Genomic DNA, 15,103 nt, shown 5'->3' on the forward strand with positions numbered 1-15,103 from the left:
GCGGCTCAGCTCTCGGCGAGTTGGGCGATTTCCTCGGCGAGGATCTTCACGGTGTCGCGGATCTGGTCTTCGGTGTGGCAGGCGGTGACGAAGAACCGCAGGCGCGCAAGGTTTTCCGGCACCGCGGGGTACAGGATCGGGTTGACGTTGATGCCGCGGCGCATCAGCGCGTTCGACAGTTTCAACGTCTTCAGCGAGTCGCCCACGATGCACGGGATGATCGGCGTGTCGTGGCTGTCGCCGGTGTCGATGCCCGCCTCCCTGGCCAACTGGAGAAACAGCCGGGCGTTGTGGCGAAGGCGTTCCAGCATGTCGCTGTCGGCCCGCATCTGCCGGATCGCCGCGGCCGAGGCGGCCGCGTTCATCGGCGTCATACCGACGCTGTAGACGAACCCGGGAGTCGTGTACTTCAGGAACCGGATCAGCTCCGCGCTGCCCGCGACATAGCCACCGCAACCGGCGAGCGCCTTCGAGGTCGTGCCCGACCACAACTCGACGTCGCCGCGGTCGACGTCGAAATATTCGCCGATGCCGCCGCCGCCCGCGCCGAGCACGCCGACGCTGTGCGCCTCATCGATCATCAACAGCGCCTTGTGCTTCTTCTTCACCGCGATGATGGCGGGCAGATCGGGAATGTCGCCGTCCTGGCTGTAGACGCCCTCGATCAGGATCAGCACCCGCCGGTACTGATGGCGGATCTGGGTGAGCAGTTCGTCGAGGGCGGCGTGGTCGTTGTGCGGGAAGGGACGGCGGGTCGCGCCGGACAGTTTGCAGCCCTGCATGATGCTGTCGTGGGCGAGGCTGTCGTGGATCACGAGATCCTCCGGCCCGACCAGATGCCCGATGACGGTGACGTTCGTGGAGTGGCCGCCGACCAGTGCGATGGCGTCCTCGGTGCCGAGCAGGGCCGCGAGTTCGGTCTCGAGTTCGCGATGCACCGGCTTCTCGCCGGAGAGGATCCGGCTGGCCGAGCACGAGCTGCCGTAGCGCGCGACCGCGTCCTGCACGGCGGCGATGACGGCCGGGTGACCGGACAGCCCCAGGTAGTTGTAGCTGGAGAAGTTGATCACCGACGTGCCGTCTATGACCGAGGTGTCCTGCGTGATGCCGTCGTTGACCATGAAGTAGGGATTGGACACTCCGAGCGTCTCGACACCGGAGAGCCGATCGGCGATCGCCTTCACCTCCGCGAATTCCGCGATGCGGTATTCCGGCTCGACTACCGCCTGACGGGGCTCGACCGGCGTGTGGCGGTCGGTCACGTCGGTGACTTGCCCGCCCATTCGAGTCGTGATGTACGCGGTCACGTCGCCGAGCGTCGTGGTGGACGTGAACCGGCTCGGGTCGACGGTCAGTCCGGGCAGCTTGCGAACGAGCGCGGCGATCAGGTCGGTCAGCATGAGCGAATCGAAACCCAAATCCTCGCCCAGCATTTGGGCGTCGCGCAGCCGATCGACCGGGAAGCCGCTCACCCGCGCGAATTCCGTCCGAACCACACCCGCGACCGCCGCCGGGGCCATCGGCTCGGGCGCGACGGTCCTCTGCCCCGCTCCCCGCGGCGCGACGAGATCCTGCGGCGTCATCGGCGTGGCGCCCGCGGGCTGCGGTACCTGCCCGGCAGACGAGGCGCCGAGGAGACTTGCCAGCACGGCGTTCTGCTCACGGAAGAGGGCGATCACGTGGTCCATTGAGGTTTCCTCGGTCGGTGCGGAAGGTGTTCTGGGCGTGCACGGTTCGACCCAGAACCGGTGTTCGGTGGAGAACTCGTACCCGGGCAGCCTGCGGCGGACGCGCTGCGCCGGTTCGTAGAGCCGGTCCCAGTCGGGGTCGAGTCCGTCGCGGTACAGCGCGGCGACGGTGCAGGCGAGTTCGCCGCCCGTCGCGCCGGGCCCCGGGCTCGGCGCCAGGCAACGCGCGGCCATATCCGGGCGGGCCCGGCCGACGAGCGCGGTCAGCACACGGCGTGGCCCGATCTCGACGACGTGGCTGGGCTCGGTGCCGAGCGCGGCCTGGATGGCGTCGCCGAAGCGCACGGTGGCGCGGACATGGTCGGTCCAGTACTGCGCGTCCATCGCCTCGTTCTCGTCGAGCAGCCGCCCGTAGACGGTCGAGTAGAGCGGAACAGCGGGCGCCCGGTAGGTGCATTCACGGGCAACGGCCCGGAACTGTTCGAGCACGGGTTCCATCAATGGGCTGTGGAATGCGTGCGAAACGTTCAGCGCCTTGGCGCGTATGCCGCGCTCCGCGAGCTCATCCCTGATCCAGCCGATCACCGACGCCGCACCGGACAGCACGACCTCGCTCGGACCGTTGACGGCGGCGAGCGCGACCTCCGGCCGGCCGGCGAGCAACCCGGCGACGTCGTCCGGGTCCGCCTGCACGGCGAGCATCGCTCCGCCGTCGGGCAGCTGCTGCATCAGCCGTCCGCGTGCGACGACGAGCCGGCACGCGTCGTCCAGATCGAACACCCCCGCCACCGCCGCGGCCGCGAGTTCGCCGATGCTGTGCCCGATCATCCAGGCAGGTCGGACGCCCACGTCGGCGAGCGACTTGGCCAGCGCGTACTCCATCGCGAAGATCGACGGCTGCGCGAATTCGGTGCGGTCGGTCGCGGTGTGCTCGTCGAGCATCAGCACGCGCACCGAGCGACCGAGGTGGGCGGTCATGGCCTGGTCGACCGCCGCCAGCGCATCGCGGAACAACGGACTGCTCGCGTCGAGCGCGCGTGCCATTCCCGCGAATTGCGAGCCCTGTCCGGTGAACATCCAGCCGACGCTGATCGGTGCGGCGACACCGGTTTCCGCGCCGTCGCGCAGCTGCGCGATCGCGGCGTCGCGATCGGCCGCGACCACGGCGAGCCGGACGCGACCGGACGACTTGACCTGGTTGCTCGTCCAGCACAGTTGCGCGAATCGGTCCTGCGGGGTGGCAGCGAGGGCATCGGCGAGGCGATGCGCGTTACGCCGCAACCCCTCCGCGTCGTTCGCCGAGAGCGTGAGCACGCCGCCGCCGGATGCCGCGGAGGTCTCGGCTTCGGGAGCGCTGCCCAGCACGACGTGGGCGTTCGTGCCGCCGATGCCGAAGCTGCTGACTCCCCCGTAGCCGGGGCCCTCCAGCGGCATCGGTTCGGTGAGCAGGCGCAAACCCTGCTGGGACATCCGCAGCCGCGGGTTCTCCTGCTCGGCGAACCTCGACGGAGGGACGACACCGTGCCGCAAGCTCAGGGCGACCTTCATCAGGCCCGCCACTCCCGCGGCGCCCTCGGTGTGACCGAGATTGCCCTTGATCGACCCGATTCCGCAGGGCCGCCGCCGGTTGCGTGCGTGCAGCTGTCCCAGCGCGTTGACCTCGATCATGTCGCCGAGCACGGTTCCGGTGCCGTGGGCCTCGAGGAAGTCCACTTCCTCCGGCCGTACCCCGGCGCGCTCGCACGCCTCGCCGATCACCTGCTGCTGCGCCCACCGGTTCGGCGCCGTGATGCCGTTGCTGCGCCCATCCGAATTGACCGCGCTGCCCTTGATCACCGCGTAGATCGGCAGACCCGCCGCCTGCGCGTCGGCGAGGCGGCGCAAGACGAGCACCGCGACGCCCTCGCCGCGCACTATCCCGTCGGCGTTGCCGCTGAACGGCTTACACCGGGCATCCGGCGCGGAGAGACCGGCCTGGGTGTAGAAGACGCCGACAGCGGGCGTGAGCACGAGGTTGACGCCACCGGTGATCGCCTGATCACATTCTCCGGAAGCCAGCGCGCCGCAGGCGAGGTGGATCGCGACCAGGGACGACGAGCAGGCCGTGTCGACCGCGACACTCGGTCCTTTCAGGTCGAATTGGTAGGACAGCCGGTTGGCGGTCATGAAGTATCCGTTGCCGGAGCCGTGCTGCGGGGTGATCGCGGCATAGTCGCTCATCTGCAAGTTGGCCCATTCGTTGGCCATCACGCCGACGTAGACCCCGGTGCGGGAACCGGCTTGGGCACGCGGGTCCAGCGTCGCGTCTTCGAAGGCCCGCCAGGTGGTTTGCAGCAGCAACCGCTGTTGCGGATCCATCGTTTCGGCTTCGCTCGGGGCGATGCCGAAGAATTCGGCGTCGAACGCGTCCGCGTCGTCGAGGAAGCCCCCGCTGTGCGTGTTGATCGTGCCGGGCGCACCGGCCGGGTCGTGGAAGTCGGCGGCATTCCAGCGGCTCGCCGGAACTTCGGAGATCACGTCTCGTCCGTCGATCAGCAACCGCCACAACGCGGCCGGATCGGGTGCTTGCGGGAATCGACAGTCGAGGCCGACGATGGCGATATCGGTCATGCGGCGAGGGCGAATTCGGCGGCGATGTACGCGGCGATGTCGGCGATGGTGGGGTAGTCGAAGACCAGCACCGGGTCCACCTCGAGCGACCAGCGGTCCTCGATCTCGCCGCACAGGTTCACCGCGGAGACGGAGTCCAAGCCGAGCTCGGCGAGCGGGACGACCGGATCCACGTGGTGGGGTGCGCGTTCGGTGTAGTCTGCCACGCGCTCGATGAGCCAGTCCTGGATCGTGCTCGGGCGAATGGCGGTTGTGCTGAACATGTTCGGCTCCTCGGCGGGGAATGGATCGATCAGACGGTCATGGCCCGGCTCAGCGCCGGTTCGAGATCCTCGTGCAGGACACCCGCGACGCGGTCCTCGAGAAACGCCTGCCGCATCGAGTTGCGCTGGACCTTGCCGCTGGTGGTGCGGTGTACCGATCGGGGCGCGACGAGAACGACATTCGGCGCGGGCACATCGAACCGGCGGGCGATCGCGATCTTGATCGCCGAGGTCAGCTCGGCGAATGTCGTGTCGCCTTGCCGCGCCGTCTTGACGCCCTGCAGCACGACAAGCCGTTCCCGGCCGCCCGCGTCGACGGATACGGCGACGCCTGCGCTGTCGGCGAACGCCGGATGCAGTTCGCGGACCAGCTCCTCGATGTCCTGGGGGTAGACGTTGCGGCCGTTGATGATCAACAGATCCTTGAGGCGGCCCGCGATGAACAGCTCGTTCTCATGCAGCAGCCCGAGATCACCGGTGCGCAGAAAAGGGCCCTCGGTGCCGAGGTGGGCGTCGAAGATTTCGCGGGTCTCGTCAGGGCGGTTCCAATAGCCGGCGGCGACGCTCTCGCCGCGGATCCAGATTTCGCCGACAGCGTTCTCCGGCAGCTGCCTGCGCCGATGCGGGTCCACGATGCGAATGTCGAGACCACGGGCTGCCGGCCCGCAGCCGACGAGCCGCGTATCGCGTCCGACGTCCAGGTAGACGGGCGCCGAAGGTACCGTTCGTCCGCTGGCGAGCAGCGTCACCTCGGCGAGGCCGTAGGCCGGCCGAAACGTCGTCGGCCGCCAGCCGGCGGACGCGAACCGTTCGATCACCGCTGCCATGGTCGGCTCGCGGACCGGTTCTGCGCCGCTGATAGCGATCTCGAGGCTACTGAGATCGAGAGCGGCCAGTTGCTCGTCGGTCACCCGGCGAGCGATCAGGTCGTAGGCGAAATTCGGTGCTGCGGTGAAGGTCGCGCGGTACTTGTCGATGGCTTGCAGCCAGCGCACCGGACGCTTGAGGAACGTCGTCGGCGCCATGAACACCAAGTTGGCGCCGGCGTACACAGCTCCGAGCAGCAAGCCGATCAGGCCCATGTCGTGGAAGTGCGGGAGCCAACCGACACCGGTCCCAGCGGCGTTCAATCCGCCCGCGGTGATGGCGGCCTCGTTGTGCACGAGATTGCCGTGCGTCACGACGACGCCCTTCGGAGTGCCGGTCGACCCCGACGTGTACTGCAGGAAAGCGATCGTCGCCGCGTCGATGTCGGGCATCCGCCACGCGTCGGGATCCCCGAGCGGCTCGTCGGTCGCGACCACGGTCGCGGAGGTGGCTTCTTCGACGAGCGGCTGGAAGTGTGCGCTCGTGACCACCAAGCGGGCGCCGGAATCCGCGACCACGTCCGCTACTCGTCGGGCACTGCCCGCGTCGTGCGGCACGGGCGCGGGGACGGCCACGACCCCTGCGTACAGACAGCCGAGAAACGCCCGCAGGAACGCCATACCGTCGAGATAGAGAAGCACGACCGGCTCCGCCGACTCCGGACGGCCCGCGAGCCAGGTCGCGAACGCCCTGGCGTCACGGTCGAGCTCATGGTAGGTGAGAATCTCTTCGCCGAGTTCGCGCCCGGTCTCACGAAGGTAGGTGTACGACCTGGTATTCCCATACTCGGCAACTTGCTGCCTCATGTGGTGAACGAAAGTCGGCTGCATCTCGTGGTTCCTTCATGGCGGTCGGCATTGGTGTCAGCTACTACTGTCCGGCGTTCACAACCGCATAAACAGGGACCTCAGGGAGCATCCAGCAAACCCAGGGGTTGGCACCGCTCCACCCTGGGGTGGGGGTCGCCCGCCTTTCGCGGGTCGACAGCCGCAAATCTGCCGCCCCCATCCCGCACTTCCGCGCATCGACCAGGTACAGACGACCGAGCTAGTAGTTGCTTAGCGCAAGCAACTACTATAAGGTTGCATAGCGCAAGCAACTTATTTCGTCTGGAGCGGCCATGGCAGTCTCACCCGACACGGCTCAGAGCCTGATCAAAGAGCTCTATCTGATGGGCCGGGCGATCCGCACCGTGCTCGCACACCCGGAGGAAGGGCAATTGCTTCCGGGTGGTATCGGGGTGCTGGGCACGCTCGAATCCAAGGGCTCGTGCAGGCAAGTGGACCTGGCCGTGGACCTGTGCATCAGCCCGAGCGCCCTCAGCAGGCACGTCACCGAACTCGTCGCCGCGGGCTACATCAGCAGGCACGCCGATCCCACCGACGGCCGGGCCACCCTCATCCGGGTGACCGACGAAGGCCGCGATCTGCTGCACCGTGTGCGGGGGTCACGGGCGCGGGGGTTGCAGAACGTCCTCGCGGACTGGAGTGAACACGACGCCGAGCAGGCCTGTGTCGCCGTGCAAAAGCTCCGCGACGCACTGACCACGCACGCGCAGAGCACCGCGGTCGGCGCGCATCAGCCGGTTTCGAAAGAGAGTCAGGAAGTAGATGTCTAGTTCAGTCGAGTCGGTGACGCGACGCGACCCGTACGCGATGACCCACCGCGAAGTCCTGGAAGCGATGACCGGGCTGCTCGCGGCGTTGTTCACGGCGCTGCTGAGCACCACGATCGTCGCCACCGCGCTGCCCACCATCATCGGCGACCTGCAGGGCTCGCAGACCGCCTACGCCTGGGTCATCACCTCGGCGCTGCTGGCCAACGCGGCGTCCACGCCGATCTGGGGCAAATTCGCCGACCTGTTCAACAAGAAGGCGCTGGTCCAGTCGGCCATCGTGATCTTCGTGATCGGCTCGGTCATCGCAGGCTTCGCGGGCAACGTCCCGCTGCTGCTGGTCGCGCGCGTCGTCCAGGGCATCGGCATGGGCGGGTTGACCGCGCTCGTCGTCGCGATCATCGGCTCCATCGTCGCGCCGCGCGAACGAGGCCGCTACTCCGGCTACATGGGCGCCGTGATGGCGGTCTCGATGTCCGGCGGACCGGTCCTCGGCGGTGTCATCGTCGACAGCCCGCTGGGCTGGCGCTGGTGCTTCTTCGTGTGCGTGCCGCTGGCGGTGATCGCGTTGGCGCTGTTGCAGCGGACGCTGCGGCTTCCCACCGACCGCAAGGACGGGGTGTCGATCGACTGGCTCGGTGCGGCACTGCTGACCGGCGGTGTGTCGGTACTGCTCATCTGGGTGTCGTTCGCCGGGAAAGCCGGTTACTACGACTGGATCTCGCGGGAATCGGCGATCTACGTCGCTTCCGGAGTGCTGCTGCTGATCGCGACGGTGTGGGTAGAGTCCCGCGCCGAGTCGCCGATCATCCCGCTGCCGATCGTCACCGAACGCACCACGGGCCTGGCGATCATCGCGTCCGTCGCGGTCGGTATCGGCATGTTCGGCGCGACCACCTTCCTCGGCCAGTACTTCCAGACCGCCCGCGGCTACTCCCCGACCGCGGCAGGTGTGCTGACCATCCCGCTCGTCGCGGGCATGCTGATCGCCTCGGTCGGCTCCGGCCAGCTGATCACCCGGCGCGGCAAGTGGAAGGGTTTCGTGGTCGCCGGAGCCGCGCTGCTGGTGGCCGGATTCGGGCTGCTCTCCACGATCGACCACGCGACGAGCCTGTGGCTGGTCGGCGTGTACATCACCGTCGTCGGGCTCGGCGTCGGAATGATGATGCAGAACCTCGTCTTGGCCGTGCAGAACACGGTGAGCGTGCACGACATCGGCGCCGCGTCGAGCAGTGTCGCCTTCTTCCGTACCTTCGGCGGCGCCATCGGAGTCTCGGTGCTGGGGTCGGTCCTGGCCACCCGGGTCAGCGAGCTGTCCGCGAAGGGGTTCGCCGAACTCGGCATCCGGACCGCGTCCTCCGGCGGCAGCAATCTGGACCTGGACGCCCTGCCCGCGCCGATCGCGGCCATCGTGCGCGCCTCCTACGGTGACGCGACCGGGCGGATCTTCCTCATCGCCGCGGCCGCGACGGTCGTCGCACTCGTCGCGGCGGCGCTGCTGCCGAACCGGCCGCTGCGCCGCACGATCGACATCGATCCGGCCGCCGACCCGTTGCGGCAGAACGCGCACACCGTCAAGGAACCGGCTCTGCTCGACTGAGCCACCGCGCCACCGCGGAGCCCCGAAGTTTTCGGGACTCCGCGGCGTCCGTCGGCGACACGACGACGAATCAGTACGGCGGGCGCTCGGCGGTGCGCAGGTCGACGGTCGTCGCCGAGGTCAGGGCGACGGCCAGGCAGCGCAACTCGCCGGGAATCAACACCGATCGAATCGCACCCTGGAAACACTCGAGCACCGCGCCGTCGGACCACCGCACGTCGTAGCGGTACCAGCACCTGCCCCCGCCTCCGGCGCGCTGGACGTCGCGTTCGACCCGGACGGCCAGTTCGGTGAGCGCGGCACGGACCTGAGTCGGCGCGCCGGTGCTGGCGATCTTCCACCACGGCCGATTGAAGTAACCTGGTTCGGAGATCTCGACCAGGTAGAGCAACGGCATCCCCACGACGTCGGAGGCGGTCATACCGCTCAGACTGCCCCAAAACGGACTGGACGGATGGTTGAAACGCCGGGTGTCATCAAGGCGATATCGACTTCCCTGCGCTGACCGAGTCACGATTCGAGGCAGTCCAGAAGCCGGCTCGGCCCGACCACCTCCGCTCCGAGAGCCGCCACGCGGTCGCGGAGCCCCCGGTCGGCCGTCACCACCGTGATCGAGCGGCGGCCGTCCTCCGCACGCGCCGCGGCGACCACCTCGACGATCGCGTCATCGCCCGAACCGTCCGCCGCCACGACGATCACGCCGCCCGGTTCCGGATCCGCCGCATCGACCGCGGCCTTCGCCGCTCCCTCCAGCACAACGATCACCTCGGCGGGCTCGGACAGACGCTCCCGCAGCCGTGGGATCCGGGCGAGCAGGCGGCGAGCAGCGCCGGAGCGGTCACGCCACCACCCGTCGGGCCGCGAACCGACGACATTCGCGGCGTCCACCACGATCAGCCGAACGCCGTCCACCGCCACTGCCTCACTCCCCTCCCACGGTGAGCACCGCACCGGCAGCGGCGTCGTCCGCCGCGGGCCGAGCCGCCCGCACCGCGGCGAGCGCGTTCAACCTGCCGTACCCGTACTTGTCGCTGCGCCCGTCCGCGCCATAGCCGCCGCCCTGCGGGTCGATCTTGTCGCAGGCGCCCTTCAGCAGGTCCTTCACCGCGTTCCAGGCCAGATCCGGATTCACCGAAAGCATCAGCGCGACCACTCCGGCGGCGCCGGGGCACGCGCTGGAGGTGCCGCCGAAATCGTTGGTGTAATCGCCCGCCGCGTCCCCGGACGCCGCCTTACCGGGGTTGTAGCCGTCCTTTCCGTGCCGGTCCACGGTCCAGATCCCGGGCGTCAGGGCGTCGGGGTGGCCGAACGGGCGGTGCCCGAAATCGCTGCTGGGGAACGCGCACCACACCGCCTTGCCGAAATCGCTGTAGACACTGCGTTTGCCGGTGTCGTTGCAGGCCGCGACCGCGATCACCTTCCCGAAACTCGCGTAGCCGTCGTTGTCGACGGATTCGTTGCCGTTGCCCGCCGCGAACAGCACCACGCAGCCCTTGCCGTCGCGTCCGGTGGTGACGGCGTGCTCGATCGCCAACCGGGTGCTCGCCGGGAGCGCCGCCACCCGGTTGTGCACCGGATCGTTCGGCTGGAACCACTTGCCGTCGGCGGGCCCCCAGCTGCACGAGATCACGTCGGCGCCGTGATCGGCGGCCCACGCGAAAGCGTCCGCCTCGGCCTGCGAGCCGAGCCCGGAGACGAGCCGGATCGGCATCAGCGCGGCCTCCGGCGCCACTCCCGATGCTCCGGCCGTGCCGTTGGCGCAGGCCACGCCCGCGCACGCGGTGCCGTGGTTGTCACCGTTGTCGGGGCCGGTGCCGAAAGTGTCCTTGGGCCGCGGATCGCCGGTCTTCGACGTGACATCCCGTGGCGCGACGATCTTCGCGGCGCCGGCGAACTCGGGGTGGTCGATGTCGACGCCGTCGTCGATGACGGCGATCGTCACCCCGGCGCCGCGGGTGACCGCGTGGGCGGCTTCCACTCCCGCATGCGCGTCGATCGTGACGCCACCGATGGTGGTCTTCTTCAGATGCCACTGCTGAGGGAAGATCGTCTTCCTGGCACGGCGCCGGATCAATTCCGGATGGCAGTACTCGACGTCATCGCGGCTCAGCAGGGAATTGGCGATGTCGAAGACCTCCTGACCGGTACCCTCGGGCGCCGCTGTGAAGTAGGCGTTGGTCGCATACGAAACCGCCTGCTTCACAGTCAGGTTCGCCGCGTCGAGAACAGCGCGGCAATGCTCGTCGTCGACGCGGTCGACGAACTTCACGAAGATGTTCTCCGTGTAGAGCACCGGTTCCCCGGTGCCCGGGTCCACCAGGACATGGCCGGCGAACCGCACTTCCGGCGCGGCATCGAGCACCGGCTTGCGTTCCTCCACCGACCTCGAGCCCGCGGGCAGCCGATAGACCTCGACCCCCGCCTCGGGGTATGCCTGCACCAGTGTCGCGTCCTCGAGTTCACCACTCAGCGGTGTGCGCACCGATCCCGACTGGCGCCGGATCCCGCGGCCACTGTGCGTGCGCACCACGATCAGATCGGGACTCTGCTCGAGTTCGAAGCCGGGATCTTCGTTCGTGCCGAAATTCGCTGTGGGCATCATGATCTCCTTCGTCGTGGGGACCCGAGCACCAACTATGGTCCCAACTCCGGCTATCACGAAAATCCCGAGTAGCGCGATACCCGCGCACAACGCCGCGGACCCGCTCGCGGTTGTCCTGCCTACCGCACACCGGCGGCGTAGGGGCCCGGTTCGAGTGGCCCACGGGTGAACCGGCCGGCCGGGATTCTCGCCGCGAATCCGGAATCTGGATCCACGGTGAGACCCGGCCGCCGGCTGCGAACGACCGGCGCGCGGACGGGCCGCGCGAACGGTCAGCGGAAGGCCCGCCGGTACGCCTGAGGCGTCACCCCCACGGTCTTGCGAAAGACCTTCCGGAACGCGGCCACCGAAGCGAACCCCGTTCGATCGGTGATGCACTCCATCGTGAGAATGGTCGTCTCGAGCAACTCCTGCGCCTTGCGCACCCGGGCGGTCTGGAGCCACTCGTTCGGCGTCATCCGGATCTGCTCGTGGAAGCGCCGGATCAGCGTGCGCTTGCTGACTCCGGCACGCTGTGCGAGGTCGAGCACGGTGATCTTCTCACCGAGCATCGCGTCCGCCCACTCCAATGTGGGATTGATGGACTTGCTGTCCGCCTCCGAGCGCGGACGTTCCGCGATGAACTGTGCCTGCCCTCCGTCACGCGTCAACGGCATCACCGAGAGCCGGGCGGTATCCGCCGCCACAGCGGTCCCGTAATCCCGCCGAACCATGTGGAGGCACAGATCCAGTCCCGCCGCGGCCCCGGCCGAGGTCAGGATGCACCCGCTGTCCACATACAACACCGTGGGATCCACTCGCACCCTCGGATAGCTCCTCGACAATTCGGCGGCGGCCATCCAATGCGTCGTCGCCCGTCTCCCGTCGAGCAGCCCGACCGAGGCGAGAGTGAACGCGCCCAGGCAAATCGATGCCACCCTCGCTCCCCGCTCGTGGGCGCGAACCAACGCGCTTCGCAAACGATCCGACGGCCGGGACCGGTAACTCATCGATCCCGGCACGATGATCGTTCCGGCCTCCTCCTCGAGATAATCGATGTCGCGCAGACACGAGATCCCGAAGAACTTCGACGGCACGTCGGAGCGCAGGCCGCACACCTCCACGTCGTACGCCGGAGTTCCGTCCTCCTGTTTGGCCCGGCCGAAGATCTCGATCGGAACCGAGAGGTCGAACGGAATCACGTCGTCGACCGCCAGTACAGCCAATGACCTCATGTCGCCGACCTAGTCGACCTGCTGATCCGCTTCCGGCCCGACGACCACCAACCCGGCGCGAATCAAGCGCTTCAAGGCCCGTCCCTGCAACACCGACAGCTGTGGCGCCAGCTCCGACCAGCGCGCGGCACCGCGGTGCAGCGTTTCCCACAGTTCTTCGCCCCCGTCCCGCTCCAGGCACCGCACCTCGATGCCGGGGTCGGCCGCGGAGTAGATCCGGTGGCAGGGCACCGGGTCGGCCAGCGGCGACGGCGCGGCGTCGCTGTTGGCGATGGGATCTCGCCAGTAGTCGGCCAGCCCTTCGCGTGCTGCCTGCGGAATCTCGAACGGCGGCGACATGCCTTTGAAGCCCGGGATGTCCGCGCCCACGCTCGCGCGGATCCGTGCGTCAGGAGACAGCGCCACCATGTCGCCCGGTCCCAAGTCGACCGCGTCGGCCGCGGTGAAGGCTCGGAGGTAGGGCCCTTCGGTGGCGAGGTCACGCGGATCGCGAGTCCCCTTCGTCATGATGTTCAGCAGGTCGGGCACCAGCGCGGTGTTCAGCAGCGCCTGGAACGTTCCCTCCGTGGCGTTGTCGACCCCGACTCGCCGGCCCTGGGCGCTCCAGTACGGGCTCTCGGGATGCGAACGCGAGATCTCGTGGTACCACTGGTCGATACTGAGCGCCCACGTCTCCGCCATGCCGCGCCACTCGACGTCGTAATCACGCCAGAGGTCTTCCTTGGATTGCTCGTCCAGCTCCTGGTCGAAGGTCTTCCGCAGGACCAGCGCGGCCGCCCAGGCTTGCGTGACGGCGAACGACATCCCCGAGGAGAACAGCGGATCCACGAAGTAGGACGCGTCCCCGACCGCCATCCAGCGATCCGAGTACGAACCGAAACACTCGCTGACGCGGGAGTAGTTGGTGGCCGTCAGCATCTCGGCACGAATCGGTTCGGCATCCGCGACCAGATCCCGCAGCACCGGAATCGATTTGATCGTCTTCAGGAAGATGTCCGGATCACGCAGATCCACCCGGGCGATCGATTCCGGATTGGTCACGATGCCGATCGACCACACGTTCTCCCGGACGCCGTCGACCAGGCGAGGCGTCGGGATGTACCACACCCACCCGTGTTCGAAGGCCACCGCGTAGATCGGCGACAGGTCCTCGGCGCGAAAGACGTTCCAGTCACCGTCCGCCCGCTGCGCAGGCACACAGTTCCGGTAGTGCGACCAGACGGCCACATTGCGGTAGTCCGACAGCCATTGCTTGTCACGCTGCGAACCGCGGGCCGCGACCTGATTCGCCCGGCCGGATGCGTCGACGAAATAGCCTGCCTTGATCTCGGTTCCGTCTTCCAGCACGATCGTGGCGTCGGATTCGCCGGGGAGGAAACCTACGATCCGAACACCTTGGAAAACGTGTGCGCCGCAGGCTTCGGCGTGTTCCAGCAGTACGGTGTCGAATTCGGCGCGATTCACGTGCACCGACCAGCGGTACACGCCGTCGGCCAGATAGTCCGAGTGCTCGAAGAAGCCCACGAACGGCCGGTCCGTGTCCCACTGATAGATCCCGCCGAACTTCTGGATCCAGCACTCGCTCGCGAGCACCTTTTCCAGAGCTCCACTGGCCTGCAGAACGGGAACCAGTGGGTGCGCACCGGATTCGCCGATGTGCTCGCGCGGGAACACCTCGCGGTCGAAGACCGCCACCCGCAGATCGGTCTCGCGGCAGAGTATGGCGGCGAGAGTGGACCCCGCGGGACCACCGCCCATGATGACGACGTCGTACTCGCTCGCCGGCCGTGAGTTTGATGTAGCCATTGATAGTCCTCTCTAATGGCCGATAGCTCAGATGATCTGGATGCGCTGCAGATGCCGGGATACCGACCCGGTGAACGCATTTCTGCCGTGCAGCAGCGCGTGGTTCTCGGCTACGACGATGTCGCCGGTCTGCCATTCGTGGGCGTAGCAGTAGCGCGCGTCGTGCAGCCTCGCACGCAAGTCCTCCATGACGCGCACGCCGTCCTCGGCCGAAACGCCGTCGACGGTCAAGAACAGCGGATTGGCGTACCGCGCGGGATCCAACGGCTCGGCATATCTGATCGTCGTCTCACCGGTGGCCGGATGGATACCGAGCAACGGCCATTCGGCGAGGCCGCCGTAATGCGCGAGCTTGTCGGTTCGGTAGGTGATCGTGGCCCTGGCCCACAGCTCTTTCAGGTCTTCGGGCGCTTCCCGATAGACCTGGACGCTGTCACAGAACACGGTCTCGCCACCGGCGCCCTCGCCTTGCACACATTGGAAGAGGAAGAACCGCGGCACCTGCTCGGCGAACGCGCCGTCCCAGTGGAATGGGACATCGCCTCGGTCGAACAGATAGTTCTCGGGCGTGTCCCGCACCACCAGATCGAGAATCGAGCCGAAGTTCCACTGCAGGATCTCTCCCGCGGTGCGGCAGTAGTTCTCGAGTTCCGGCTTGCCGAGCAGGCCGAATCCGCGCAGTACGACCACCTTCGCGCCGAGCGCGAGTGCGAGCAGTTCTTCGATCGGCACGTCCGCGAGTGTCTGCCCCCGCGCCGGGGAGGTCACCAGGCGGCCGAACGGGCGCAGCCGCTCTCCCTCCAGCAGTGCTTCGTTCAAACTTCTGGTCATGAGCTTC

11 protein-coding genes are annotated in these 15,103 nt (G+C 67.8%); 2 read left to right on the forward strand and 9 right to left on the reverse strand.

Annotated features, from left to right (window positions below):
• Positions 1 to 5 precede the first annotated feature (5 nt).
• Genes IU450_RS20470 through IU450_RS20480 form a run of 3 tightly spaced genes read right to left on the reverse strand, consistent with a single transcriptional unit; the run spans position 6 to position 6,234 of the window.
• Positions 6 to 4,298: a type I polyketide synthase gene (locus IU450_RS20470; protein ID WP_195151344.1), complete on the reverse strand. Its 4,293-nt coding sequence runs from the start codon at positions 4,296 to 4,298 to the stop codon at positions 6 to 8.
• Complete coding sequence (locus tag IU450_RS20475; RefSeq protein WP_195151345.1) at positions 4,295 to 4,561, reverse strand: acyl carrier protein; 267 nt, start codon at positions 4,559 to 4,561, stop codon at positions 4,295 to 4,297. Before IU450_RS20475 ends, IU450_RS20470 begins: the two co-directional genes overlap by 4 nt.
• A 29-nt stretch (positions 4,562 to 4,590) precedes the next feature.
• Positions 4,591 to 6,234: a fatty acyl-AMP ligase gene (locus IU450_RS20480; protein ID WP_228834832.1), complete on the reverse strand. Its 1,644-nt coding sequence runs from the start codon at positions 6,232 to 6,234 to the stop codon at positions 4,591 to 4,593.
• A gap of 314 nt (positions 6,235 to 6,548) precedes the next feature.
• Here IU450_RS20480 and IU450_RS20485 point away from each other — a divergent pair, with 314 nt between their 5' ends.
• On the forward strand, positions 6,549 to 7,046 hold the full coding sequence (locus IU450_RS20485) for a MarR family winged helix-turn-helix transcriptional regulator (protein WP_195151347.1): 498 nt from the start codon (positions 6,549 to 6,551) through the stop codon (positions 7,044 to 7,046).
• The gene (locus IU450_RS20490) at positions 7,039 to 8,643 is read left to right on the forward strand and encodes an MDR family MFS transporter (protein WP_228834833.1); all 1,605 of its coding nucleotides are present in this window, start codon (positions 7,039 to 7,041) and stop codon (positions 8,641 to 8,643) included. Before IU450_RS20485 ends, IU450_RS20490 begins: the two co-directional genes overlap by 8 nt.
• A gap of 70 nt (positions 8,644 to 8,713) precedes the next feature.
• Here IU450_RS20490 and IU450_RS20495 read toward each other — a convergent pair whose 3' ends face one another.
• The 6 genes from IU450_RS20495 to IU450_RS20520 all read right to left on the reverse strand — a co-directional run bounded on the left by IU450_RS20495 (position 8,714) and on the right by IU450_RS20520 (position 15,096).
• On the reverse strand, positions 8,714 to 9,064 hold the full coding sequence (locus IU450_RS20495) for a hypothetical protein (RefSeq protein ID WP_181721821.1): 351 nt from the start codon (positions 9,062 to 9,064) through the stop codon (positions 8,714 to 8,716).
• An 89-nt stretch (positions 9,065 to 9,153) separates the two neighbouring features.
• Positions 9,154 to 9,561, reverse strand: coding sequence for a hypothetical protein (locus IU450_RS20500; protein WP_416382887.1), 408 nt, complete (start codon positions 9,559 to 9,561; stop codon positions 9,154 to 9,156).
• Between the two features lie 4 nt (positions 9,562 to 9,565).
• The gene (locus IU450_RS20505; RefSeq protein WP_195151349.1) at positions 9,566 to 11,242 is read right to left on the reverse strand and encodes a S8 family peptidase; all 1,677 of its coding nucleotides are present in this window, start codon (positions 11,240 to 11,242) and stop codon (positions 9,566 to 9,568) included.
• 275 nt (positions 11,243 to 11,517) lie between these two features.
• Complete coding sequence (locus IU450_RS20510; protein ID WP_195151350.1) at positions 11,518 to 12,459, reverse strand: GlxA family transcriptional regulator; 942 nt, start codon at positions 12,457 to 12,459, stop codon at positions 11,518 to 11,520.
• Positions 12,460 to 12,468: 9 nt separating this feature from the next.
• Positions 12,469 to 14,265 carry an NAD(P)/FAD-dependent oxidoreductase gene (locus IU450_RS20515; RefSeq protein WP_195151351.1) on the reverse strand — a complete coding sequence of 599 codons (1,797 nt, stop codon included), beginning with the start codon at positions 14,263 to 14,265 and terminating at the stop codon, positions 12,469 to 12,471.
• Between the two features lie 27 nt (positions 14,266 to 14,292).
• Positions 14,293 to 15,096 carry a TauD/TfdA dioxygenase family protein gene (locus IU450_RS20520; RefSeq protein ID WP_195151352.1) on the reverse strand — a complete coding sequence of 268 codons (804 nt, stop codon included), beginning with the start codon at positions 15,094 to 15,096 and terminating at the stop codon, positions 14,293 to 14,295.
• Positions 15,097 to 15,103 lie beyond the last annotated feature (7 nt).

The sequence above is a fragment of the Nocardia abscessus genome, from assembly GCF_015477775.1.
GTDB lineage: Bacteria > Actinomycetota > Actinomycetes > Mycobacteriales > Mycobacteriaceae > Nocardia > Nocardia abscessus_A.

Excerpts from the sequence above, each read along its gene's own strand:
- IU450_RS20470 (WP_195151344.1), bottom strand. The coding sequence starts at position 4,298 with ATGACCGATATCGCCATCGTCGGCCTCGACTGTCGATTCCCGCAAGCA.
- IU450_RS20475 (WP_195151345.1), bottom strand. The coding sequence starts at position 4,561 with ATGTTCAGCACAACCGCCATTCGCCCGAGCACGATCCAGGACTGGCTC.
- IU450_RS20480 (WP_228834832.1), bottom strand. The coding sequence starts at position 6,234 with ATGAGGCAGCAAGTTGCCGAGTATGGGAATACCAGGTCGTACACCTAC.
- IU450_RS20485 (WP_195151347.1), top strand. The coding sequence starts at position 6,549 with ATGGCAGTCTCACCCGACACGGCTCAGAGCCTGATCAAAGAGCTCTAT.
- IU450_RS20490 (WP_228834833.1), top strand. The coding sequence starts at position 7,039 with ATGTCTAGTTCAGTCGAGTCGGTGACGCGACGCGACCCGTACGCGATG.
- IU450_RS20495 (WP_181721821.1), bottom strand. The coding sequence starts at position 9,064 with ATGACCGCCTCCGACGTCGTGGGGATGCCGTTGCTCTACCTGGTCGAG.
- IU450_RS20505 (WP_195151349.1), bottom strand. The coding sequence starts at position 11,242 with ATGCCCACAGCGAATTTCGGCACGAACGAAGATCCCGGCTTCGAACTC.
- IU450_RS20510 (WP_195151350.1), bottom strand. The coding sequence starts at position 12,459 with ATGAGGTCATTGGCTGTACTGGCGGTCGACGACGTGATTCCGTTCGAC.
- IU450_RS20515 (WP_195151351.1), bottom strand. The coding sequence starts at position 14,265 with ATGGCTACATCAAACTCACGGCCGGCGAGCGAGTACGACGTCGTCATC.
- IU450_RS20520 (WP_195151352.1), bottom strand. The coding sequence starts at position 15,096 with ATGACCAGAAGTTTGAACGAAGCACTGCTGGAGGGAGAGCGGCTGCGC.